Origin of the sequence: Natrinema sp. SYSU A 869 (genome assembly GCF_019879105.1) — an archaeon.
Classification (GTDB): domain Archaea; phylum Halobacteriota; class Halobacteria; order Halobacteriales; family Natrialbaceae; genus Natrinema.
On sequence record NZ_CP082249.1, the window covers coordinates 595,984 to 619,580 of the forward strand.

At 63.8% G+C, this 23,597-nt stretch carries 23 protein-coding genes and 2 pseudogenes; 11 read left to right on the top strand and 14 right to left on the bottom strand.

The window, feature by feature from the left end; all coding sequences use genetic code 11:
• Positions 1–28 precede the first annotated feature (28 nt).
• Positions 29–1,029: pseudogene (gene dph2 / locus K6I40_RS11085) on the bottom strand (diphthamide biosynthesis enzyme Dph2).
• A 174-nt stretch (positions 1,030–1,203) separates the two neighbouring features.
• A complete protein-coding gene (locus K6I40_RS11090; protein WP_222919054.1) occupies positions 1,204–1,803 on the bottom strand; it encodes a HalX domain-containing protein in 600 nt (199 codons plus the stop codon).
• Between the two features lie 273 nt (positions 1,804–2,076).
• Between K6I40_RS11090 and K6I40_RS11095 the strand changes: the two genes are divergently transcribed.
• Both K6I40_RS11095 and K6I40_RS11100 read left to right on the top strand, forming a co-directional pair.
• Positions 2,077–2,997 carry a permease gene (locus K6I40_RS11095; protein WP_222919055.1) on the top strand — a complete coding sequence of 307 codons (921 nt, stop codon included), beginning with the start codon at positions 2,077–2,079 and terminating at the stop codon, positions 2,995–2,997.
• A 98-nt stretch (positions 2,998–3,095) separates the two neighbouring features.
• Positions 3,096–4,126 (top strand): annotated as a pseudogene (locus tag K6I40_RS11100) (hypothetical protein).
• 61 nt (positions 4,127–4,187) lie between these two features.
• On the opposite strand, the gene K6I40_RS11105 reads toward K6I40_RS11100, so the two are convergent.
• The gene (locus K6I40_RS11105) at positions 4,188–4,370 is read right to left on the bottom strand and encodes a zf-TFIIB domain-containing protein (protein ID WP_222919056.1); all 183 of its coding nucleotides are present in this window, start codon (positions 4,368–4,370) and stop codon (positions 4,188–4,190) included.
• Between the two features lie 172 nt (positions 4,371–4,542).
• On the opposite strand from K6I40_RS11105, the gene K6I40_RS11110 reads away from it, so the two are divergent.
• Together K6I40_RS11110 and K6I40_RS11115 are read left to right on the top strand one after the other, a co-directional pair.
• Positions 4,543–4,938 carry a hypothetical protein gene (locus K6I40_RS11110; protein ID WP_222919057.1) on the top strand — a complete coding sequence of 132 codons (396 nt, stop codon included), beginning with the start codon at positions 4,543–4,545 and terminating at the stop codon, positions 4,936–4,938.
• Positions 4,938–5,579 carry an METTL5 family protein gene (locus K6I40_RS11115; RefSeq protein WP_222919058.1) on the top strand — a complete coding sequence of 214 codons (642 nt, stop codon included), beginning with the start codon at positions 4,938–4,940 and terminating at the stop codon, positions 5,577–5,579. Before K6I40_RS11110 ends, K6I40_RS11115 begins: the two co-directional genes overlap by 1 nt.
• Positions 5,580–5,584: 5 nt before the next feature.
• On the opposite strand, the gene K6I40_RS28380 is transcribed toward K6I40_RS11115, so the two are convergent.
• Positions 5,585–6,238 (bottom strand): hypothetical protein, encoded by a 654-nt coding sequence (locus tag K6I40_RS28380; RefSeq protein WP_255681982.1) that lies wholly within the window; start codon positions 6,236–6,238, stop codon positions 5,585–5,587.
• Positions 6,239–6,300: 62 nt separating this feature from the next.
• Positions 6,301–8,145, bottom strand: coding sequence for a rhomboid family intramembrane serine protease (locus tag K6I40_RS11125; RefSeq protein WP_222919059.1), 1,845 nt, complete (start codon positions 8,143–8,145; stop codon positions 6,301–6,303).
• Positions 8,146–8,247: 102 nt separating this feature from the next.
• On the opposite strand from K6I40_RS11125, the gene K6I40_RS11130 reads away from it, so the two are divergent.
• Positions 8,248–8,532, top strand: coding sequence for a DNA-directed RNA polymerase subunit L (locus K6I40_RS11130; RefSeq protein ID WP_222920348.1), 285 nt, complete (start codon positions 8,248–8,250; stop codon positions 8,530–8,532).
• 152 nt (positions 8,533–8,684) lie between these two features.
• Here the strand turns inward: K6I40_RS11130 and K6I40_RS11135 are convergent, their stop codons facing one another.
• The 5 genes from K6I40_RS11135 to K6I40_RS11155 form a co-directional block, all read right to left on the bottom strand.
• A complete protein-coding gene (locus K6I40_RS11135; protein WP_222919060.1) occupies positions 8,685–9,566 on the bottom strand; it encodes a hypothetical protein in 882 nt (293 codons plus the stop codon).
• 159 nt (positions 9,567–9,725) lie between these two features.
• Positions 9,726–10,550 (bottom strand): hypothetical protein, encoded by an 825-nt coding sequence (locus tag K6I40_RS11140; protein ID WP_222919061.1) that lies wholly within the window; start codon positions 10,548–10,550, stop codon positions 9,726–9,728.
• Between the two features lie 86 nt (positions 10,551–10,636).
• Positions 10,637–11,452 carry an imidazole glycerol phosphate synthase subunit HisF gene (gene hisF, locus K6I40_RS11145; RefSeq protein WP_222919062.1) on the bottom strand — a complete coding sequence of 272 codons (816 nt, stop codon included), beginning with the start codon at positions 11,450–11,452 and terminating at the stop codon, positions 10,637–10,639.
• A gap of 117 nt (positions 11,453–11,569) precedes the next feature.
• Positions 11,570–12,664, bottom strand: a complete 1,095-nt coding sequence (locus K6I40_RS11150) for a hypothetical protein (RefSeq protein WP_222919063.1) — start codon at positions 12,662–12,664, stop codon at positions 11,570–11,572.
• A complete protein-coding gene (locus tag K6I40_RS11155) occupies positions 12,661–13,395 on the bottom strand; it encodes a hypothetical protein (protein ID WP_222919064.1) in 735 nt (244 codons plus the stop codon). Before K6I40_RS11155 ends, K6I40_RS11150 begins: the two co-directional genes overlap by 4 nt.
• A 152-nt stretch (positions 13,396–13,547) precedes the next feature.
• On the opposite strand from K6I40_RS11155, the gene K6I40_RS11160 reads away from it, so the two are divergent.
• Entirely contained in the window at positions 13,548–13,736 is a 189-nt protein-coding gene (locus K6I40_RS11160) for a hypothetical protein (protein WP_222919065.1), read from the top strand.
• 1 nt (position 13,737) lies between these two features.
• Here the strand turns inward: K6I40_RS11160 and K6I40_RS11165 are convergent, their stop codons facing one another.
• Both K6I40_RS11165 and K6I40_RS11170 read right to left on the bottom strand, forming a co-directional pair.
• A complete protein-coding gene (locus tag K6I40_RS11165) occupies positions 13,738–13,968 on the bottom strand; it encodes a ribbon-helix-helix domain-containing protein (RefSeq protein ID WP_222919066.1) in 231 nt (76 codons plus the stop codon).
• 157 nt (positions 13,969–14,125) lie between these two features.
• Positions 14,126–14,425 carry a hypothetical protein gene (locus tag K6I40_RS11170; RefSeq protein WP_222919067.1) on the bottom strand — a complete coding sequence of 100 codons (300 nt, stop codon included), beginning with the start codon at positions 14,423–14,425 and terminating at the stop codon, positions 14,126–14,128.
• 330 nt (positions 14,426–14,755) lie between these two features.
• Between K6I40_RS11170 and K6I40_RS11175 the strand changes: the two genes are divergently transcribed.
• From K6I40_RS11175 to menD, 3 genes are all read left to right on the top strand, one after another.
• The gene (locus K6I40_RS11175) at positions 14,756–15,352 is read left to right on the top strand and encodes a sulfite oxidase-like oxidoreductase (protein ID WP_222919068.1); all 597 of its coding nucleotides are present in this window, start codon (positions 14,756–14,758) and stop codon (positions 15,350–15,352) included.
• Positions 15,353–15,417: 65 nt separating this feature from the next.
• On the top strand, positions 15,418–16,761 hold the full coding sequence (locus K6I40_RS11180) for an isochorismate synthase (RefSeq protein WP_222919069.1): 1,344 nt from the start codon (positions 15,418–15,420) through the stop codon (positions 16,759–16,761).
• Between the two features lie 10 nt (positions 16,762–16,771).
• Positions 16,772–18,613, top strand: coding sequence for a 2-succinyl-5-enolpyruvyl-6-hydroxy-3-cyclohexene-1-carboxylic-acid synthase (gene menD / locus K6I40_RS11185; protein ID WP_222919070.1), 1,842 nt, complete (start codon positions 16,772–16,774; stop codon positions 18,611–18,613).
• Positions 18,614–18,621: 8 nt separating this feature from the next.
• Here menD and K6I40_RS11190 read toward each other — a convergent pair whose 3' ends face one another.
• On the bottom strand, positions 18,622–19,635 hold the full coding sequence (locus K6I40_RS11190; protein WP_222919071.1) for a J domain-containing protein: 1,014 nt from the start codon (positions 19,633–19,635) through the stop codon (positions 18,622–18,624).
• Between the two features lie 442 nt (positions 19,636–20,077).
• Between K6I40_RS11190 and K6I40_RS11195 the strand changes: the two genes are divergently transcribed.
• The gene (locus tag K6I40_RS11195; RefSeq protein ID WP_222919072.1) at positions 20,078–21,448 is read left to right on the top strand and encodes a right-handed parallel beta-helix repeat-containing protein; all 1,371 of its coding nucleotides are present in this window, start codon (positions 20,078–20,080) and stop codon (positions 21,446–21,448) included.
• On the opposite strand, the gene K6I40_RS11200 is transcribed toward K6I40_RS11195, so the two are convergent.
• Positions 21,418–22,404: a hypothetical protein gene (locus K6I40_RS11200; RefSeq protein WP_222919073.1), complete on the bottom strand. Its 987-nt coding sequence runs from the start codon at positions 22,402–22,404 to the stop codon at positions 21,418–21,420. The genes K6I40_RS11195 and K6I40_RS11200 overlap by 31 nt on opposite strands.
• A 279-nt stretch (positions 22,405–22,683) precedes the next feature.
• Here K6I40_RS11200 and K6I40_RS11205 point away from each other — a divergent pair, with 279 nt between their 5' ends.
• The gene (locus tag K6I40_RS11205) at positions 22,684–23,574 is read left to right on the top strand and encodes a 1,4-dihydroxy-2-naphthoyl-CoA synthase (protein ID WP_222919074.1); all 891 of its coding nucleotides are present in this window, start codon (positions 22,684–22,686) and stop codon (positions 23,572–23,574) included.
• Positions 23,575–23,597 lie beyond the last annotated feature (23 nt).

Sequence of the window (23,597 nt, forward strand, 5' to 3'; positions counted from 1 at the left end):
AGCGAGGGACGACGAGTGATTCTCGTCGCTACCAGGTGCCGTGGAACGTATCGAACGAGAGGCTGTCGAGTGGCTCGTCGCCGACGGCGATTCGGTACTCGCCGGGGGTGAGCATCGGCTTGTGGAACTGCGGGCCGTCGTCGGTCGTGATCCGCGGACAACCGGTGTTAACGAACGCATCCATGTCGAAATTGCGCAAGCGATCCGGCGTCACCTCGTCCATCGTAATGAGGTAGGCGTTGTCGTTGTCGTCGACAATCTCCTGGGCCATGTCCCAGCGACCCTGGCCGATCTTGGTACAGAAGATGACGCCCCACTTCTCGGCGTCCATCGCGCGGTGGACCGCGCCGTAGCGCTGTTTCAGGAACTTGTCCGTGTCAGCGACGGTGACGACATTGTTGACCGGGTCCGCGATAACGACGTGTTTGTCGGGGTGTTCCATCGCCAGCCCGAGCGGGTGGAACTTCCCGCCGCCGACGTAGAGTATCTGATCCGCGGGCACGTCCGCGCTCGCGTAGTTGCACCCGAGCACCTGACCCTCGTTGGTCAGCCGCTCGTCACCGCGACGGCTGTGGACCTCGTAGCCCCGGTCCTCCAAGAACGCCTTCATCTCGTCGTAGAGATTCATGTGCTGGGCCGTCGTGACGAGGCCGATGCCCTCGGTCTCCTCGGGGGCTCTAAGGTGTCTAGCGACTCCTCCATGATCGGCGTGACGTTGACGTTCGAGAACAGCGGCACGTAGATTACCTTGTCCGTGTCCTTCATCGGCGAGTGGCCGAAGTGAACGAACACGTCGGTGCGTTTCATCAGATACGTATCGAGATCACAGGCACCATAACACGGCTGGCCCGAGAGCATGAAGGTGACGTCGTCGTCGGCCAGCTTCCGGAGATCATCCGCGACGGCTGGTCCGCGACGCTTCAACCCTTCAGGGAACTGCAATCCGACTTTCGTCGCGTCCCGCTCCTCGATCGCGTTGACGATTTCCTCGAGTTCGTAGTCCCACTCCCGATCGTGCTTAAGACTCATTCCCGTATTCCGGAGGTCCCCTCGGTGTACTCCGACTCCTGACTCATTGAGCGTCCTAACGCCCACGGACGTATATACTGCACGCTGTACAGAAACGCGTGTGTTCACCGTACACTGGCGAATCCGCGGCTGGTCCCGGAATGGTGTCTCCCGACAGCGTCTTACTGACTGCGATCAGGAAAGTTCGCTGGCCCGCCTGGGCCGATTGGCGTCCCCGACCGTACACGTCTCGAACGCGGCACGGAAGTCGTCGCTGTCAAATGACTCTACCAGCTCGTCCAGCTCCGAAAACACCGCCTCGAGTCGTCGCTCGAGGGCCGTGTGCTCCGCGTCGCACTCGAGGGAGTCGTCCGCGTTCGAGCGGGCCTCGACCGTGCCGCGTTTCGCGGCGAGGGTCGTGCATTCGGCCATCAACTCGTCGTAACGGGCGCGGCGCATCAGGCAATCGACGGTCTCGCGGAGGTCGGCTTTTGTGAGTGGTTTGACGAGTGTTTCACCAGCCACATTGTGAGAATCCTCTCGCTCGCCGCTGCGAAGCGTCACCGTTGTTCCCGTCGCGGTTCGGCGCTCGACCTCCGCTGCAACGGCGGTTCCGGCCGCCGTCCGGAGGCCCTGCCCGACCAGTACGACATCGACATCGTCCAGTCCTGCGAGAGCGTCGTCGCCGTCTGTCGTCGTCTCGATGCGATAGTCCTCCGCGAGCCATGACCGTATCCCCGTTACCACGCTGGGATCGTCATCCGCGACGAGGATTGTATTTGGATTACCAACCATTATTCGGAACGGCATCAGTTCGTGGTTCGACCAATATCAAACTATGGGATAATTTATAACTATTTACATAAACCTGAGCGATTCGGTTTGCGGAACCACCGTTCGGCGGCGGAACGCCACACTAGTACAGGGGTGTCAGCAACGGAAACGGGCGTAGGAGCACTGCTCGCGGCATCTACTGGCCACTTTCCGGTTGACACGGAGTATACGGTCACTTGCTCGGTTCGTTTTTCGTCCCAACAGTCATAGTACTGGAGTATATACAGAGGACTAATGGCAGCGGAACAGGCCGCAGACGGCTATCTCTTCGACCTCTATCGTCGATACATCGGTGAACCGGAGGATCGGACCGACGTCTACGTCGGATTCGGTCTGTTCCTCGGCGGAATTGGGCTGGCGATCATCGGCCTCGTGCTCTTCCTCTGGGGCAGTACGTTCGAGGCGCGATCCGGGATCTACTTCGCGTGGGTCGGCCCCGCGTACGCGCTCGCGATGATGGCACTCCCAGTGACGATGCTCGGAATCGTCGTGCTCTTGCCCTCGGAGCGTCGGATGCTGTACACGTCGATCGCCGGCGTCGCCATCACCGCCGGCGCGGTCGCCGGCTTCCTCTTCGTCTATCCCAAGGACTGGAACGGCTACGGCGCAGATTACACCGTTCAGGTCGTCGCAGTCTATGCCCTCGGGCTCGCCGGCATCACCGCCTCGACGGGTGCGGCACTGATTGCCCACTATCTCGACATGGCACAGCAGGCCGAGGTCGTCGCAACCAAAGACGACGAGGATGACGACGACCCCGAACACACCGATGCTGAGATCCAACAGGACATCGACGATGCGATGGACGGCGTCGAACTCTCGTGGGGCGGCGTCGAGCAAACCGAGCACAAACGACTGAACTTCGCGAGCGACGATCTCGAGGAGGTCAGCATCGACTCCGATGCCGGCACCACGACCACCCGCTCGTCGGGCGTCGAGACACAGGTCGCCGGCCTCAAGGGACTGAAAGGCGGCGAAACGAAAGAGACTACCTCGAGTTCGACAGTCGACGACCAGACGGCGAAACTGAAAGAACTGCGCGAGCAACAGCGTGCAGAGGAACTGGCGACGGCCGACGACAGTGCCGTCGACACCGTGACGAACCCGTTTTCAGGTCTGCTCGAGCGGTTGCGGAAGCTCGTAAAACGGAATTAAGACCCCGCCCGCTAGAAGAAATAGCGTGTTGTATCGTAATACCTGAAAGTGAAATTAATGCACATAGATTTATAATCCGTCGGTGGCCTTGCCCACATATGGCCAAAGGCCTAGACGTCGGAACGATGAACATCCTGTCAGCACAGCAGGATGGGAACGATACGGTTTTCGTGCAACAGCGTAACTCATTCGTCGAGATCGAATACTCGGATATGGCCGAGCAGATGCTCTCGCGAAGCGAAGTGCTCCACATCCGCAAAGATGACAAGGTCTACGTCGTCGGTGACGATGCCCTGAACTTTGCGAACATTTCAACAAGGAGACTCGCCGTCCGATGAAACACGGGATCCTCTCAAACGACGAGCAGAGCGCGATCCCGATGATGAAGCTCATCATCGAGCAGGTCGTCGGCGAGCCCGCGTATCCCGACGAGAAACTCTACTTCTCGTCCCCTGCGGATCCGATTGACTCCGATCTCTCGACGCTGTACCACCAGAAGACAATCGAGTCGTTCCTCGACGACATGGGGTACGACTCCGAACCAATCAACGAGGGGATGTCCGTCATCTACAGCGAACTCGCGGACAACAACTTCACCGGACTGGGGATCAGTTTCGGTGCCGGGATGACGAACGTCTGTCTCTCTTACTACGCGGTGCCCGTCATGAAGTTCTCCGTCGCCCGTGGTGGCGACTGGGTCGACGAGCAGGCTGCCCGTGCGACCGGCACGCCCGTCGACAAGGTCACCTCGATCAAGGAAGATGACTTCGAACTCGACTTTACGACCGATGTCGGCGGCGTTGAGGGCGCTCTCTCGATTTACTACGAGAACCTGCTCGACTACGTCATCGAGAACATCGTCAAAGAGGTCGACGAGGAAGACGTCGAGGAAGGGCTGGACGTCCCCGTCGTCGTCACCGGCGGCACCTCGAGCCCCAGTGGCTTCGAGGCGCTGTTCCGTGACCACCTGGAGGACGCGAACATTCCGTTCTCGATCAGCGGCGTAACCCACGCGAACGAACCGCTGTACAGTGTCGCCCGTGGTGGCCTCGTCGCCGCGCGCTCCGACGAGGACGCCGAGCACCAATCGGACGACGAAGAAGCGGAAGCGGCAGCCGCGAACGAGTAATTCGTCGGGGCTGGGTGTCGCGATTCTTTCGGTACTCGAGAAACACCAACGCGTCTCGAGGCTAGTCGTTAGCCGATTCCTTGTAGAAGCGATTGAACGCGTCCCGCCAAGACTCGGGATCCTCGCCCTCAGGCTGGTGTTCGACGGGGACGTCGGCGAACCCACAGTGAGGGCACGTGACCGTCGACACCTCTCCGAGCGAGAATTCTTCGACGGCACCCCGACACCGCGGACACTGCTCCATACGTGTAACTTTCCCGGGGCATCCTTAACTCTATTCGAACCTATCGTGGAACGGGAACGTTTCCATCGATCGAATCGGGTGTTCGGCACTGCAGACGGCATCGCGCCGACTCAAGTGTATTACTACTGCGTATTCAAAAAACTTTTGTATGCAAGCCATGTATGGTTCGGTAATGAGTACGACATCGTCCCATAGATCCGCGATTGATCGCTGTCAGCCCGCAGACGCCACTCCTGTCGCCCTCGAGGCCGCGGCACTCGAGTCGACGGCACCAGAGTATCTCCGCGATCTCAAGGCCGAACTGACCGACGAGGGGATGGTTCTCGCCGAACTGACTGTCGACGCGTGTTTCGACGAGGATTGCTCGCTCGCGACGCAGGACGAAGTGGATCGCATCCGCGGCTACGTGCGCGCCGGTTCCTTCCTCGGCGTCGGCACCGTGTCCGTCACCGTTGACGACGTTGCGGATCCCGAGAAGGTCAAACCGGCGCTGGCGGCCTGTGCCGAACGGGCCGACCGCGAGGGGCTCGCGTTCGACCTCGAGGGACCGATCGCCGTCAACGCCTGATGGCCGGTCCCTCGCGGCGTACGCTCGCCCGCCGACTCGAGTCGATCGCGGACTTTTCGGAGCCCGCCGTCGACCTCGAACAGTATCTGACACCCGCGGAGCTGGCAGCACACATTTGCCATCTGGCCGGCTTACAGGATGATCTCGAACGGCGAGTCATCGATCTTGGAACCGGTACCGGAATGCTCGCGATCGCGGCGTCGCTCGCCGGTGCCAATCGGGTTTCGGGGATCGACGTGGATCCGGGCGCGCTCGAACTGGCTCGCCGGAACGAACGAACAGTTCTGGACGATCGCAGAGACGGAAGCGACCGCGCTCTCGAGTGGCTCCGCGGGGACGTCACTCGGCATCCGTTTTCGACGACTGATGCGACAGTCCTCTCGAACCCCCCGTTCGGCGCTCAACGCGGGAATCGGCATGCAGATCGGGACTTCCTCGAGACGGCCAGCAAAATCGCTGCCGTCTCCTATACGATTCACAACGAGGGCAGTCAGGAGTTCGTCGAGGCCTTCGCCGCAGACGAGGGCGGCGACGTGACCCACGCGTTCCGGGCCGAATTTCCCATCGCGAAGCGATTCGAGTTTCACACCGAAGCCCGGGAGACGCTCGAGGCCGAGGTCTTCCGAATCGAGTGGGAGTAACAGTATCAGGTTCGCTCGGGACGGATTCGGGGGCCGGAATTACCGCGATCCTTGCCGACGACGCGTCGGACGCTGGCCCCCACGAGGTATCCGAGCACCGCGAGTGGGAGGCCGACAACGAGTGCAGCGCCCGTCCCATCGGCGATTGCCTCGGGCAGTGAGACGATCAGGGTCATGTTTCCGACCGTGTATTCGGTTCCGTACCGTGCGAGTCCGATGCCGAACGGGACGCTGGCGACCAGCGCGAACGTCGGGACGAACCCGGAATTGAGGGCGGCGCTCAGAGCGCCGACGCCGACGAGCAAGCAGGCGGCAACAACGATCTCGTGATGGAGTTCGGCTCCGCTCCACGTTTCGACGGCTGCGTTGGCGACGCGGTCGCTGCCGGCCGTCATCCCGACTCCCACCGCGGTTGCGAGTGCGAATATGGCTGCCAAGAGAACGAGAGACAGGGAGGCGATCGGACGGCGGCCGACGAGCACCGTCCGAACCGGCCCGCGGAGGGACTGCCCCGCTCGGCCGGACCACAGCGCAGTGAGTCGCGTGGTGACCCAACGGAGTCCCGATCGAGCGATGCTGACGACCCAAGACAGTACTGTGAGGACGAGTGAGTGCCCCTTCTCGGCGAGACGGCGAAGATGCGCCCCATCTAATGACATACGAGTAACTATTTTGAAAGCCGATAAAAAGTATCGCCGATCGACCGCGTCACCGGGTACGCTTAGCCGACCGTATCGTACGTTTCCTCGCTCGCGACCGCGACCCGCGTCCCATCGACGGCCGCATAGATCGACTCGTTCTCGTGGTCGAAGGTGACCCCGCCCGCCATCGTCGTTTCGTTTACGTCAGGAATCGGCGTCGTCGCGACGGCGTCGTTCTCGGTTGAGGCTACCTCGAGCACGAACGTCCCGTCGTCGGAGCCGATCGTCACGTTCCGGCCGGCGATCCGCGCCTCGGCCCGTGACTCGTTCGATTCGTATGCGAGCTCGTTTGTCTCGCCGTCTTCACCCAGCCAGACCTGATAGACGGTGTCGTTGCCGACTGGTTCCCAGCCGATGCGTTCAACGTGGGCCGTCTCGCGCCAGCCGGGACCTCCAACGGAGACCGTCTCCTCGCCGGTAAAGGCGAGGCGTTGTGCGCTGACCGCCTCGATCCAGATCTCCCGCTCGTCACTCGAGACAATCACCCCGCTCGACTCGAGGCCCTCGTCGCTCTCGAGGGCATCGATGCCGATGCCGCTGACGAGCCCGTTCTGGACGTCTTCGACGTACTCGATCGTGTAGTCCTCGATCTGGACGGCCGAATCCGAGGACGCGGTGGTCTCGTCGACAACGAGGAAATTGGTGGGGATGGCGATGCCGGCGAGGACCGCGAGGATGCAGATAACCGCCAGAAAGGCGGTCTGTTTGCGGCTGAGATCGAGCAGCGAACTCGAGTCGCGGGCTCGCGTTCGGGTGCCTGCGGCGATCTCGCGGACGCGGTCGATGCGTGCGGTGACGGCTCCGTCTCGATAACTGGCATCGGCCAGCTCGAGCACCCGATCGATCGACGGCCGACCGCTACCGTCCGACCGGGGTGTCGGCCGCGCTGACTGAGTGAACAGCCCCTCGAGTCGTCGGGGGACGAGCGGCCGCTCCGACGCGGTCATCGAGAGCGTGACCACCAGTGCGAGTACCGACACGACGGCGACGCCCAGTCCCTGATAGAGGACGTACGTGTTCTCGCCGCCGAACCAGTAGATCGCCCACAGTCGCTTCGAAAACCCGAACAGGAGGACTGCGAGCCAGAGTCGCAGCGGATTCGGGCGCTCCCCCCGGCGCTCGAGGAGCGCAATGCCGAGGACGAAGCCGAGAAAGAGGCCCAGCGCGTGGCCCTGAATGGCGATGCCGGCCCACGACGGGGCAGAAGGCGGGCTTGGCTGGGCGGTGTAGACGCTGATCGGATGCCGGAGCGCGTAAAAGAGTCGCAAGACCACGCTCTGGACGCCGAGGGTGCCGACGATCGTGACGATCGGGTAATGGGTAATTGTGAAGCCGGCGAAGGCGAAGACGACACCGGAGAAGCCGATTACGGGACCGAGCGCGAACAGGCTCGTCACTAGTCCAATGCCGATGACGACCAGCGGAAAGACCGCGAACGCCCGCACTCGAGGATCGGTGTGCCAAGCGTTGGCCCGCGTCGGGTCGCTCTCGGCTGGGTAATGCCCCCAGATGAATTCTGCGAGCGGTGCAACGACGACCGTTCCAGCCAGGTTTCCGATGAGGTGACTGGGACCGGCATGGGAAAACGCTGCCGTGGCCATCCCGAGCGGGTAGAAGTACGACCACGTTCGGTAGGGAATCGTCACCGGATCGTCGACGTTCGTGATCCCGTCCTGAACGAAGAGATAGACGCAGACCACGAACGCGATGACGATGAGCGATCCCCATGGGACGCCGTACACGAATCGTGACTGGAGCACATCACGCCAGCGCCGAGTCGGCCGATGGACCCGTCGAACGACCGCGATCGACCCCACCAGCACCGCGGCGACGAGGACCGTCAGTAGGGCCGTAAGCGAGAGCATATCTCGTGGTTCGAACCGGGGCGTATAGTGATTTGCCTTCAGCGAGCCGCGACGAGCGGCGGCTTCGAAAGGTACAAGCAGCCGACGGCCGGACTGGATAACATGGAACTGCGGGTCACCGAGAGCACCGAGGATGAACTCTCGATCGAAATCGCCGGCGAGGACCACACCTTCATGAACGTGCTTAAGGGCGCATTGCTCGAGCACGATGACGTGAGCGCAGCGACCTACGACGTCAACCCCGAACAGTCGGGTGGGCAGACCGAGCCCATCCTGACCGTCAAGACCGAGGGCGGCGCTGACCCCCTCGAATGCCTCGAGGACGGGGCCGTGACCGTCCGCGAGAAGGCAATGTCGTTCCGAGACGCGTTCGAAACGGCCGCCTGAAGGCACGGCCCGCAGTCGGCCGATAGCCGATCGCACGACTCGATTTCGGCTCTCGTTTTTCGCTCGAATCGGTTTGCCTGCCCGTCACCGACAGCGGTGACTCGATCACGGTCGTCGAGTGACGGCGACTCGTCAGTGCGTCGCATCCCTCGTCAGCACGTCGCATAAACGGTGTAGATGTCCCCGTTCGGGGCGGCGTGAACGTTGATTCCTTCCGCGTCGAACCCGGTTTGCATCTCGTCGCCGTACCGCGAGCGGTACTCTGCGGCGATCGCCTCGGCGAGGGCCGACTCATCGGTGTAGTCCGCAGCCGAGACGGCCGTAATGACGACCGGTACCTCCTGGGGTATCGCGTCGCCACATGCGTGATCGAACTCGTCGGCGGCTACGCTCTCGGGATCGGAATCCCCGAACTCGCGCTCGACGAGCCGCCGATTCTGGTACTCCGCGTAGGCCGAGAGGCCGCTGTCGACGGTTCGGCTCTCGGCGTCGTCTCGTTCGTCCTCGAGTCGGTCGTGAATTTCCTCTTCCGTGGCCTCGAGATCGAGACCCCCAGCCTCGGACCCCTCGCCGGGTGCATCTGGCGGCGACGGCGGTCCGAGCCCTGGTAGCACCGACAGTGGGACGATCCCCGTCGCGAACAGCGCGATGACGACGCCGAGGACGGCGAAAACGGGAAGATAGGGTTTCGCGACCTCGAACCAGCTCGGCGTCTCGAGGTCGCGTTCCAGACCCTCGTAGGTCCGCTCGACCTGCTCGAGGTCCGGGTTGCCACAGCGCGAACACGGTGGGGTGTTTCGGACGTGCTCGCGGCCGCAGTTCGGACAGGCCCAGACGTACTCCGGGCCGGTTTCGACGGTTCCGGACGGTATCGGCTCGCGATCGGTGTCAGGAGCGCCGTCGCTCCCGGCCCCGGATTCGCTCTCCTCGTCGACGCGAACGATCGCCTTCTCGAAGCTGTTGTGACCGCAGGCGTCACAGGGAGGGTCGTTTTCCGCGTGCGGTTTCCCACACCGCGTACACCGCCAGTTCACTGATAGAAGAGCACGACTGCGGAGGGATAAGCGTATTGGGCGGCCGAACGCATCGGCCCGTGAATCGGCAGTCCCGACTCGACAGCATTCTTTCGGTCGCTCGGTCCGCGTTTCAGAGAGACAGACGGCTCGGATAGCGTTCGATCGAATACGGTCCGGCTAGCACGTCGCGTAGAACACGTAGACCGATCCGTCGACGACGTGGATGTCCAGTCCCTCGCCGTCGTATCCGGGGCCGGTGACCCGATCGCTCGGAGCCATGATCGCCGCGAGGTCCGCCGCGAGCGATTCCGCGTCGTCATAATCGGTCACTGAGAAGCGGACCCGTACTTTGCCGGCGGTCGGTTCGCCACGACAGTCGACACCGAAGTCACTCGAGTCCACCGAATCCGCCGTCCTGCCGTCATACTCGTGCGCCACGAACGCTCGGTTGTTGTACTCCGCGTACGCCGCGATCCCGTCGTCGTACGTCCGCGAGTACTCACGCTCGTCCTCGAGGAGGTCGTGGACCAGCTTTTCGGTCTCTTCGAGGTTGATACCCGCCGCCTCGGCTCCGTTGCCGGGCGCGTCGGGTGGTGACGGTTGGCCGATCCCGGGTAGCATCGACGGGGTGACGACTCCAGTCGCGAACAGCGCACCGATCAGGACGACGACGGCGACTACGGGCAGGTACGGTTTAGTGACTCCCAGCCAGCCCGACGTGTTGAGTTCCCGGTCGACGTCGTCGTAGGTCTGCTCGGCCTTCTCGAGGGTTGGATTGCCACAGCGCGAGCAGGGTGGATTGTTCTTGACGTGCTCGCGGCCACAGCTCGTGCAGGCCCAGACGTAGGATGGTCCGGTATCTATTCCGCCAGCCGGCGAGGACGTCGACTCGCCGTCCCCCTCGCGGACGATCGCCTCCTCGAATGCGTTGTGCCCACACTCATCACAGGGTGGGTCGTTCTCCGCGTGCGGTTTCCCACACCACGTACACCGCCATTTCACTGATACTAATCGGTAATCTCTCGAATATAAATGTATCGGATACTGAACGAAATCCATCGATCGAACGCGACTCGCTCGAGTTGGAGTCAGAGACGAACGGGAACGTCGTGCTCGTCGAGGTAGGCCTTCGTCTCCTCGATCGAGTACTCGTCGAAGTGGAAGATCGAGGCCGCGAGGCCGGCGTCGGCACCCGCTTCGGTGAATACGTCGTACATATCCTCGGGGCCGCCACAGCCCGAGGAGGCGATAACGGGCGTATCAACCGTGTCACAGACCGCCTCCGTCAGCGCCAGGTCGTAGCCGTCTTTCGTTCCGTCCTTGTCGATCGAGTTGACGAAGAGTTCGCCTGCACCGCGAGACTCGGCCTCTGCCGCCCACTCGAGGACGTCGATCCCGGTCCCTTCGCGGCCGCCCTTTTTGGTGCACTCGAACCAGCAGGACTCGCCGTCGACCTCGACGTAGTGTTCGCCCTGTTCGTCGAAGCGCCGTCTGGCGTCGACGCTGATGACGATACACTGGCTGCCGAACGCACGCGCGCCCTCGTTGATCAGTTCGGGTCGCTCGAGCGCGCCCGTGGTGATCGAGACCTTGTCCGCGCCGGCCCGCAGCGTCTCCTTGATGTCTTCGGTGGTGCGGATGCCGCCGCCCACGGTGAGGGGAATGAAGACCTCGTCTGCGACGCGCTCGACGACGTCAAGCATCGTCTCGCGGCCTTCTGCGGAGGCGGTGATGTCGAGGAAGACGAACTCGTCTGCGCCGGCCTCGTTGTAGGCCTTGGCCATCTCGACCGGATCGCCGGTGTACTTCAGGTCCTCGAAGTTGACGCCGGTGTAGACCGCCGGGTTCCCATCCTCGTCGAGATCTACGTCGATACACGGGATGACTCGCTTGGTCAGTACCATGTGGTTCTTACGGGACCGTTCGCACCGGGGATAGTAAAGCGGTCTGGATCGGGTGTTGGGCGACCGTCCGTCTACGGATTCGCGACGGCGGACCCGGGTCGGCTCTGGACGGGCTATTCAGGCCGACTGGAGCCGCTTGCGGAACGCCGTGACAGCGTCTAGGAGGACCTCGAACTGCGATCGCAGGCGTACGTACTCGCCGTATTCGTCGCCGAGCGAGACGGCAGTGTCGGCGTCGTTGTCCGCGGCTCGCCGTATCTGCTCGTCGGTCCACTCGAGCGATCGCAACGTCTCCGCGAGGACGTACGTCCCGAGCGAGGAATAGGGTAGCGACTCCCGCACCGACGCGGCCGCGTCGATCGCGGCTGTCCGTTCCGCGCGGATCTCGTCGACGGTGTCGGGGACCGAGACCGTCCCGTCCTCGATTCCGTCGCGGACGCGCTCGAGAGCCCGATACCGCTGTTCGAACCGGACGGCCTCGTGGAGGCCGATTCCCAGTCTCCCGTCCTCGATCGCCTCGCGCAGGCCGTTTCTCGCACTCAAGACTGGATCCACGATGCGCCAGAGCACGCGTTCGAGGTGGTCATCGAGATCCGAATCAACGCCATCGAGCCAGTCCCGATCGTTCCGCTGGGCCGGAAGGTCGGCGACGTCGACGCGATCGATCGACGCCTCGAGTGCGGCGTCAAAGACCGATGACATATCCGCCGGCTCGTCGAGTCGGTCCCGGTAGCGCTCGTCGAGGATGGGTTCGACCAGTGCTTCATCGTCGATCGCGGCGAAGGTAGTCGTCGCAACTCGGGCATTTTCTCGAGCGTCGCGCGTCGTGTGCAGCGCGTGGTACAGCTCGTCGCCGGTCGCCGCGGCGGCCTCAGCTCGGTGCTTGCGGGCGCTGTTTCGGCCGTCGCGGATCGCCTCCCTGACGACGCCGTTGGGAACCGTCTCGGCGTCGAGCGGGTCCGGCACGTCAGCGAGCAGGGTGTCGACGCGCTCGAGGCCCTCGTCGACGGCGCTGGCGGCGGGGACGACCGGAACCGGCCACTCGATCGGCGGTGACGAGTCGGTGACGACGGCGGCGGCGTCGGCCGCAGTGAACGTCGACCCGGTATCGTCGCTCCAGGGCATGCCGTTGCAGCCGGCGACCGTCGCGCCGCCGATCGCGGCGAGTCCCGCGAGGAACTGCCGCCGGTGGCCGCCACGGTGTCCCGTCATCGGTCGCTTACCTCGTTCGTCTCGTTTCTCTCGTCCGTTTTCCGGGATTCGTTTACCGTCGTCTCGTCGGTCGTCGTGTCGTTGGCTTCCGTCTCGTTGGTCGACTCTCCATCCGTCGCGTCGGCGGGAAGTCTGCCCGAACAGGACCTGCTTTCGCTGCTGCTCCGACTCGAGGGGTGGTCCTCGTAGGGGCGGTGAATGCGGACGAGGGTCGCTTCCAACACCGTCTTTTGGGCCTCACAGGCACTCGTCGGGGCCTTCAGTTCCCGACAGTAGCTCGTGCGGACGGAATCGTCCGCCGCGCGGACGCCAAGCAGACGTCGCCGGTAGCAGTCGTCGATCGACCGTTGGTCGACAAGGACGGATTCCGCGGCGAAGTCGGTCGCCTCGACGAACGATCGCACATCGGCCGCGTCGGCGTCGGGAGCGTCGATTCGCAGCGCCGCGGCGTCGTCCGTGTTGGTGACGAAGAACGAAGCGTGAAGCCGGGCTCCCAGACCATCCTCGGCGTGGTCGGCGGCCTCGTCGTTCGGATACACGAACGGAGAATCACGTTCGACGCGGACGGCCTTTTTCTCGTACTCGTGGGACGATTCGACGCGGACACCGTCGTCGGCGGTCCCGGTCGCTGAATCGCTGCTTTCGGTGCCGGCACAGCCTGCGGTCGCGACCGAGAGACAGCCACCGCTTGCGCTCAGCAACCGGCGGCGAGAGAGTAGCACGGAGGGCATCGGCCCCCGATACGTAATACCCTGATAAATACTTGCTGTCTGACGTATCGGGGCTCAGAAAAGGCGACCCGAGTGCGCCGATCGCTCGAGCGGTGTATTCCCGCTCCGGCGAGAGAGGTGTCTTTAAGGCGTCGACCCGGCAATACGCACGTATGACAGACGACGCAGAGCAGTCGGCGGACCAGGACACAGGAGCAGACGTCGGCCACGATCTCGAGGCCGACCGAACGACCGCACCGATGAGCGACTACTCGTCGCGAGCCGTCCTGATCGGGACAATCGTCGCGCTGGTCGGCGTGGCGATTGCGTTCGGAATACCGTTGCTTGCAGTTGGCGTGTAAGCTAGAAGACGTACTCGTCGTCGTGGCCCATCATGCCGTCGTCTTCGAAGCCGGTGCTGCCGGTACCTGTTCCCTCCTCTTCGTCCGAGGGTCCACTGGTCTTGTAGGCCTTGATGCCCGTCGAAAGGAGGTCCTCGATCGCCTCCTCGCGGTTGACGAACTCGCCGCGTTCGACCATCTGGGCGATCTGCATCTCGAGGTGCTCCGGTATGGTGATCTCTACTTTCGGCATCTGATTCGGCTTTCGGCGAGGGGGTATTTAGGTTTGACGGGGACCCTACAACGACTGGAACGAAACGATCAATCGTCGGACGGCAATGCGTCCCGTCGAACGAAGGCCGAAGTCGGCGGCGGGGCCCGTGGTGAGAAGTTGGGTAACTCGACTCGACTTAGCGGTTGCCCATCATCGAGTCGAAGGCGTCTTTCAGCTTCATCCCGGGTTGGGTTAACGTCTCGAGTTGCTGGCGCATCCTACGCTGGTTGAAGTAGCTCGCGAACGCGAGGATGGTCGGTGGCCAGAGGCCGATGAACGTGCCGAGCTGGCGCTCTCCCCGGAGGAAGAAATAATAGAGCGAGAGGCCTACCGATGCGGCCGACGCGACGAATGCGGGTCCCATCGCCTGCTCGCCGACTTCTTCTGCTGCCTGTCCGGACGGTTCTTGTTCCATTAGTTGTTGTCTACTCGCCATGCACTGCTATCTCTCGGCCAGACCGTACTAAGGGATGGCGAGGGTTTCGCCGGAAACTCGCGAGTTGGGACCGCGACGAGATCGTTTCGATCAGTTTCGGTCCCGATTCCGTCCCACTAATCCGGCGTTGCTCGAGCAAGAACGGTCTCGGTCGCCGCGGAACCCGTGAACAGGTCCCGAATCAGTTTGATTGGATCGGATTGGATGCCCCGGATTCAAGCACGACCATCGATGTGGCCGACTCGAACGGACAGAATGTATCGACTCGAACCGGTTTCAGACGTCAGACGATGGCGTCACATCTACGTTTATCGGGACCTACCCACGAGTATGAATACGACGGACGTTACGGACCTCTATCAGGAGTTTGGCGACGAGCGACTGCCGCCGGGACAGCGCGAGACGTCCGCGTTTCCCGTCCTCTCGAAGAGCGGGACGCCCGACTGGGACCCCGAGACCTGGGAGTTTACCGTGACCGGCGCGGTCGACGAGGAACTATCCTTTTCGTGGGACGAGTTCCAGGAGCTGCCGACCGTTACCCAACAACAGGACTTTCACTGCGTGACCGGCTGGAGTAAGTTCGACTGCGAGTTTACGGGCGTTCCGTTCCCTGAACTCGCCGAGCGAGCCGGCGTTCACGACGACGCCGTCCACGTCATGTTCTCCGCGCTCGACGATTACACGACAGATCTACCCCTCGAGGACTGCATGCGCGAGGAAGTCCTCTTCACCTGGGAATTTGACGGTGAACCGCTCCCCGAGGACCACGGCGGTCCGCTTCGCGTCGTCACACCACACAGGTACGCCTACAAGGGCGCGAAGTGGGTCGACGGCGTCGAGTTCCTCACCGAACCCCAGCGGGGCTACTGGGAGCGGCGGGGCTACTCGCAGACGGCGGACCCGTGGCAGGAGGAGCGGTACAGTTAACGCGACCGTCCCCGCCGGTCAGCAAATAGTTAGGCTGAAGGCCGGGCGGTCCTGACGTGCGGTCGATGGATCGATCGTCGGGCGATGGACGACTGACGGGTGAGATGGGTTCGGTGGACAACGCCGTCGATCTCGTCAGTCGGAGTCGCGAACTCGAAGGTGTTTCTTTCAGTGCGATTCTCGATGGCAGCGCCGAGTCACGCGTCCAGTGGGCCACGCCCGGCGGTCTCGAACTCGTCGGTCGAGGTGTCGCCGCTCGCTTCACCGCCGGCGGCATCGACCGATTCGATCGCATTCGAACGCAGGCGAGTCGCGCCTTCGACGGCCTCGAACACGAGGGGCCCGACGCGGCCCGGCCGCGAGCCTTTGGCGGCGTCTCGTTTCACGACGGTCACGAACCGGACCCGCCCTGGACCGGCTTCGACGCGGCGTCCTTCGTCGTCCCGCAGGTGCTCGTCACTCGGACCGACGACGGGACGTGGCTGACGGCCGTCGGCAATCGGAGTGACGAAGCCGACGACCTCCTCGAGCGATGGCACGACCGCCTGACGGCGCTACCGGCGATGCGACCGAGCGGTTCGACGCCCGGCGTCGCCGCAACACGGCGGACGACCTCGCCAGCCCAGTGGACCAGCCAGGTCGAGATCGCGCTCGAGCGGATCGCCGACGGCCGATTGACGAAAGTCGTCCTCGCGCAGGCCCTCTCAGTCGAACTCGAGGGGCCGGTCGACGTGCCCGCGACCCTCGAGCGGCTGCGCCGCCAGTATCCGAACTGTTACCGATTTCTGGTCGGTCACGAGATCGGTGGCATCTTCTTCGGCGCGCCGCCCGAGCGACTGGTCTCGAAACGCGGCCAGCGCGTCGAGACGGAAGCCCTCGCCGGGTCGGTGCCCCGCGGCGAGACGCCGGCAGAAGACGAGGAGTACGTCGAGCGGATGCGAGCGGACGAGAAGTTCCAGCGCGAACACGGGCTCGTCGTGGACGCGATCCGGGAGCAACTCGCCCCGCTCACGCGCGATCTCACCGTGTGCGAACAGACGATCCGCCGATTGGCGACGATTCAGCACCTCCAGACCCCGATCGAGGCGACGCTTTCGGGTGATAGCCACGTTCTCGAGATCGTCGAGGCGTTGCATCCGACGCCCGCGGTCGGCGGCGTCCCGCCCGACGTGGCCTGGGAGACGATCCGGGACACGGAGACGTTCGAACGGGGCTGGTACGCCGCGCCGGTGGGCTGGTTCGACGGCGATGGCGACGGCGAGTTCGCGGTCGCTATTCGCTCCGGCATCGCGGCCGACGGAACGGTGACGCTCTTCGCCGGGAACGGCATCGTCGCCGACAGCGATCCCGAGGAAGAGTGGGACGAAGTACAGCTGAAGTACCGACCGATCCTCGATGAACTACGGTAGTCCCTGACCGATGTCCGCACCGAACCGCGCGACCCTATGGGGTCGCGTTCTCGCCGACGAACTCGCAACGGGCGGCCTCGAGGCCGTCTGTATCGCCCCCGGGAGCCGCTCGACGCCGTTAACGGTCGCGTTCGCCGAGCACCCCGAGATCGACGTCTACTCGCATTTAGACGAGCGCTCGGCGGCCTATTTCGCGCTCGGTCGCGCCCGCCGGACCGGCGAGCCGACGGCGCTGGTCTGTACCTCCGGCACGGCAGCGGCGAACTTTCACCCTGCCGTGATGGAGGCCGACCGGGCCCGCGTCCCGCTGCTCGTCCTCACGGCCGATCGGCCGCCCGAACTCCGGGATAGCGGCGCGAACCAGACCGTCGACCAGGTCAAACTCTACGGCGATGCGGTCCGGTGGGATGCCGAACTCCCGGAGCCGGAAGCCGACGAACGGAAAGTGCGGAGCCTCCGGACGACCGCCGCGCGGGCGCTCTCGGAAACGACCGGCGTCGAACCCGGTCCCGTTCACCTCAACTGTCCGTTCCGCAAGCCCCTCGAGCCGATCGAGGTGCCGGGCGACGTACCCGACTCGTTCGCCGAGACGACGGCCGGACGGGGGCGGGACGGCCCCTTCGTCGACACCACCGACGGAACGCGGGCGCTCGCCGACAACGACCACCGACGGCTGCTGCGAGCGCTCGCGGCCGCCGACCGACCGTTGATCGTCGCGGGCCCTGCTGATCCAGCGACGCTCGCGACTCTCGAACCCGCGGCCGTCACCGAACTCGCGGACCGGCTCGGTGCACCGATCCTCGCGGACCCACTTTCGGGACTGCGCTTTGGCCCCCACGTCGGCGAGGAGAGCGAAAGCGACGACGGAAATGAGGGACCACGGACGATCTACGGCGGCTACGATACCTATGTTGCCGAATTACCAGCCCCGGACGTCGTGCTCCGGTTCGGGGCCTCTCCGACATCGAAACCGCTCCGCCACTGGCTGCGGGACGCCGACGCCCGGCAGTTCCTCGTCGATCCTGCAGGATCCTGGCGCGAGGCGACCTTTACTGCGACGGACCTGCTGGCGGCCGAGCCCGATGCCGTCGTCGACGGACTGCTCGAGGCGTTCGAAACCATCGAGAGCGAGACCGAGACCGAGGAAACTGGGACCGACAACGCATGGCGCACCCGGTTCGATGCGGCCGAACGCCGCCACTGGTCGATCCGCAACGAAGCATTGACCGCGGACACACTCGAGTCTGACCCCTTCGAGGGGGCGATCCTCGCGTCGGTGGTGTCGAACGCGCCGGATCCGGCGACGGTGTTCGTCTCTAACAGTATGCCGATTCGGGACGCCGACCGGTTCGCTCGGCCGCGAGCGGCCGACCTGACGGTGCTTGCGAATCGCGGCGCGAGCGGAATCGACGGGATTGCCAGCACGGCGCTCGGGGCCGGCAGCGCGACCGACGAACCGCTGGTTCTCGTGACCGGCGACCTCGCCTTTTACCACGATTCGAACGGTCTGCTCGCGATCGATAGATGTGACGTCGACGCCACGATCGTCCTCCTAGACAACGACGGCGGCGGTATCTTCCACGAACTCCCGATCGAAGAGTTCGATCCACCTTTTACGGACCAGTTCAAGACGCCCCACGGCGTCGCGTTCGACGCGCTCGCCGATGCACACGGCCTCGAGTTCGAGCGCGTCGCGCCCGCGGCGTTCGCGGACGCCTACCGACAGTCACTCGAGCGTACGGGAACGCAGGTGCTCTCCGTCGAATTCGATTCGGAAGCGAGTCACCGACGGCGCGAGGTCCTCGAGGAGCGTGTCGAGAAGGCAGTCAGAACAGGGATCGAATCCGACTAGGGCTAATTTCAGGGCCGCAAGACCCACCAGAGCGCGACCGCGTACCCGAACGGAACCCAGGCGAAGGCCAGCGCCAGCAGGCCGAACAGGGAGAGAAACTCGACCGGTGCGAACCGAACGATGCCCACGGGAAAGAGCACGCTCCAGACGCCGAACGTCACGGCCGCGATCCGCGGCATCGTTAACAGGTAGCCGATCAGTGCGAGCGTACAGACGACGATGATCGCGTTGATCGGCAGCGAAAACATCGGCGTCAGGCTCGCGGCGACGAAGAGCGGATACAGGAGAGCAACGGTACCGAGCGAAATTACCGCGGTCTGATCGATCGTCGGCCCCTCCCACTCGAGGTCGACCTCATCGTCCCAGTCGTGGACGGAGTACCCGGCTCCCTCGGGGTCCCCAGTGTCAGTCGCGGTCCCCGACGCCGTTGCCGTTTCGGTGGTCGAACTCCCGGACTCGTCCGCGTCGAACGGACCGCCGTTCGCCGCTCGCTGTTTTGCTCGTTGTCGGCGACGTTTGGACCGTTGCCGTGCGTGACGGCTCCCCGTCTGAGCGGAGTCTCTGTTCCCGGTTCGTTCGCTCGTCCGTCGGCCGTTTGCGGTCGTCCGTCCGCCGGCCGTGTCGGACCCGGCTGTTCCCGTCTCGGTCGCCGTCCCCGAGCTGGTGGCCGTTTTCCCCTCGGCTCCCGTCTCGCGGCCGGTCGACGCCTGTCGAGTACCCGTTCGGCTCGACGCCGCGGCCGACCGCGCGGACTCGTCGCTCGCAGCACTCGGGTCGTTGGTGGTCGTTCCGTCGCCGAGTCCGACGTACGCCTCGTGGCTGAGTCGGTCGTACCGTGCGCGTTCCGTCCCGTCCGTGAGTACCGATTTCGCGGTCATCACCCGCTGGAACTTCTCGGTCGCGTCGGGGTCGTCGGAGTGGTCCGGATGCGTCTCGAGGACGCGCTCGCGATAGGCCGACTCGATTTCGTCCTGTGTCGCATCCGGATCGACCTCAAGGACATCGTAGTACGTCTCCCCCATCGCCTACGGAGTTGAACGGCGGCTAAAAAAATCAATCGGACTAGATGATCGGCGCGCGAACTCGAGCGGAGACCCGAAGCTGTGTTCAATTTCGTCGAGACTCAGACTAATAAACTACATACCGATATACAAAATTGGGGTGAGAACGGAGCCGGATCTCTGCGTCTCTGTCGGCATATAGCAGCCGCTTGCCGACCTGAGACCGACGAATTCGGAGGAGTGTCGATTCGTACCGCTATCGCCTCGAGCACTCAGTTGGAACTTGGCTCGAGGTCGGCAGATCGAACAGTTCGGCGACGCTGGCGACGGTCGAACTGTATGTCTATTTGAACGGGATCGATATACAACCGTCAGGATTGGTATGTTCCATACAATGGGGGTGGGAATTCAACTATATGAGTGTTATAAGGACCTATTGCGGACCCATCGGCAGTGACGGGTGATGTCAAACGATACCAACGACACCAGTGGCCAGCGAGCCGGAATCGGACAGTCGACGCGACGAACGTTTCTGGGTGGACTCGGGGCGACCGCCGGCCTCGGCACGTTGACCGGATTCGCCGAGGCACGGGGAGGCGACGGCGGGGGGCTTTCGAATGCCGTCTACTACGTCGTCCGTTCCGACGGCCGTAGACCGAACGGTCACGGGTCGAACGGACACGGCCAGTGGTCGAATCGCGACTCCGGACGTGGCCGCGATGAAGACGGCGAGGCTAGCTACCACGTCCTCGAGGGTGAGACTGGATCGGTCGCGTTCACGACCGATGGAACTGCAGAGGAGGCGTTCCAGTACGCGTTCGACGACCTTCCAACCGGCGGAACCGTCGTCGCGAGCGGCGACGACTTCCAGTTCGGCAGCCCGGCCACGCTCGGCGACGACACCGCGCTGGTTGGCCAGCAGGGAACGCGGTTCGTCGTGTCCCGGACGGGAATGCGAGATGACCAGACAACCGACGAGCAGTCGGGACACGACCTGATCCGTGCCCGCGGCGACGACGTGGCGATCGCCAACATCGCGTTCGACGCGAACGGAACGCAACTCGACAACCACGCGATACAGGCCGACGAGTGTGACGGCCTGCTGGTGGCGAACAACCGCACCGTCGACGGCTTCCAGATGGCAATCTCGTTCTCGCGGTGTACGAACGTGCAGATCGTCGGCAACGAGGTTCTCGACCCCAACTGGTACGGAATCACCAGTCGCAGCGCCCCGACCGGCAGCGACCGGGACCTGCGCCGCTCCGAAAACGTCGTCATCGCGCGGAACTACGTCGCCGGCGTGACGTACAACAACATTGCCACCTACAACGTCAGCAACTTCTCGGTCTCCAACAACGTGGTCGTTGACGGCGGCCACAGTCTCATCGCCTGTTCGCCCGCTCAGCAGGGCGCGATCGTCGGGAACGTCTGTCGCGACCTCACGGAGTACGCCCCTGACCCCGGCGGTGAGGCAGGAATCGAAATCGAGTACAAGGAAACCCACGTCCGCGAGGAGATCGCTGGCACGCCGCTGGCGCGCTCGTTCGATATCACCATCTCGGGCAATCAGGTCGACAACTGTCCGGTCGGCGTGCTCGCGCGGACCGTTCCGTCCGACAGCGACGATCAGGCCGCCCGCGAGACGGAGCGCCCCTACAGCTTCACCGTAACGGGGAACACGATCAGTGACGCCGCGGATGCGGGCATCCGAATCCGGTCGGGCGAGGCTGGCGTCGTCGCGACGAACACAGTCCGGAACAGTCCCGCGCCCATCGAGGTCGACGAGAGTTATGCCGTCGATATTCAGCAGGGACTGAACGCCACGCGGGAGTGAGCGCTGATATTCCGTAAGGCTCTCAGAGGCGTTTCTCGGGAACAGAATCGACGTTCGCCGGGTGGCGTCGTGATGAGCGTTCGCCGGGGCAGTTCACGTGGTCCGCCCGGCGAACCGACCGCCGTCCCAGCCGCGGAATCGGGATCGGAGCGCCAACTCGAGCGCCCCGAGGAGCAACAAGCCAACGGAAAGGAACAGAAACAGCAGTTCCGGGTGCGTGTGATACTCCGGCGACGGGTGCGGCGGAAACACCGTGGAAGCGACGATACCCTGTGCCCAGTAGGCGTACAGGGCGAGCGGTGCAATGAGTCCTCGGGACAGCAGTGCGCTGAGAGCGATCGCCGTGGCGATCGTTCCCGGGACAAAGACGGCGAGCACGGTCGATACATCGGTCTGATAGTATGCCGTGGGGTCCAGCAGCCCGACACCGAGACCGACAAGAACGCTGACGCCGAGAACGATCGTCGAAAACTGCGACCGGGACAGTGGAACCTCTGGACAATGCCGCAGACGCTCATCCCGAGGCCGTACCCGCGTCGAAGCGCGAACTCGGCGACGGCGGCGACCAGTAACAGGGGGAGCCATGCATACCACGACTTCGCGTAGTTCGTCGCGTAGAATGGTCCTTCGATCAGGTTTTCGGCCACCTGTTCGGGCACCGGCGCGGTCAGGACGATGTACGCGACGCCGCCGAGAAGGGCCGCGAACCCGCCGGTCGGTGCGAGCAGTCTGGTGACGGCCGTGACGAACAGCGGAAGGAAGCCGAGCGCGAACACGCCCAGCCAGACGTGGGGCGCGTCGGCAACCGAGCCGATGACCGCCGGGTTGAGGGTCGTCTCCCGCCCCGACTCGAACAGCGGGGAGTCCACGCGCTCGAGCAACTCGAGGGTCACCGCGACATTCGCGAGACCGCCGAGGATCCCAGCGACGATCGAACCGACGAGGGTTCGGTTCATACTGACCCGTGCTCCATTCGGATCGGTTGACTGGACTGTTCGATCGCTCCGTTCGCTATCACAGGCACAGCTGTGACCGTGGGAGGACTGCGAGCCATTCATTCTGAACTCGATATGTTAGGGTAAAAATCCTCATCGGTCGTCACGATCCGCGCGTTCCGATCGGATCACCGAAACCCACCACGACTCGCGGTCCCGCCGTGGCAGCAAGAGACTCGCCTCGAGTCGGCCGAGCGCGACGCGAACCTATTTCATGTCCGGCACACCAACGTCGAACCAATGGTTTCGGAACTCTTTGATCCCGAGCAATGGGGCCCCACGGAGCTAAACGACGAGTTTGAGGACATTACCTACCACCGAGCGGTCGACTCAGGCACGGTCCGGATCGCGTTCGACCGGCCCGACGTACGCAACGCCTTCCGACCCGGCACTGTCGACGAACTCTACGATGCACTCGACCACGCCAAGCGCCAGACCGACGTGGGCTGTATCCTGCTGACCGGGAACGGTCCCTCCTCGAAGGACGACGGCTGGGCGTTCTGTTCCGGCGGGGATCAGACAATTCGGGGTGAAGACGGCTACCAGTACGAGGGCGACGAAGAGCGGGCATCGGAGCAGGGCCGGCTCCACATTCTCGAGGTCCAGCGCCTCATTCGCCACATTCCGAAGGTGGTCGTCGCCGTGGTGCCGGGCTGGGCTGTCGGCGGGGGCCACTCGCTGCACGTCGTCTGCGATCTCACGCTCGCGAGTGAGGAGCACGCGAAGTTCCTCCAGACCGACCCGGACGTGGCGAGCTACGACGCCGGCTTCGGCTCGGCCTACCTCGCGAAACAGATCGGCCAGAAGAAAGCCCGCGAGGTGTTCTTCCTCGGGAAGACCTACGACGCCGAGGAGGCCGCGGAGATGGGCATGGTTAACGAAGCGGTCCCCCACGAGGAGTTAGAGGAGACCGCCCTCGAGTGGGGCGACCGAATCAACTCGAAGAGCCCGACGGCGATGCGGATGCTCAAGTACGCGTTCAACATGACCGACGACGGGATGGTCGGCCAGCAGGTCTTCGCCGGCGAGGCGACGCGACTGGGCTACATGACCGACGAGGCGAAGGAGGGGCGGGACGCGTTCGTCGAAGGTCGCGAGCCGGACTTCGACGATTTCCCGTGGCACTACTGATGCGACCGAGCGGTCGCGGCGTT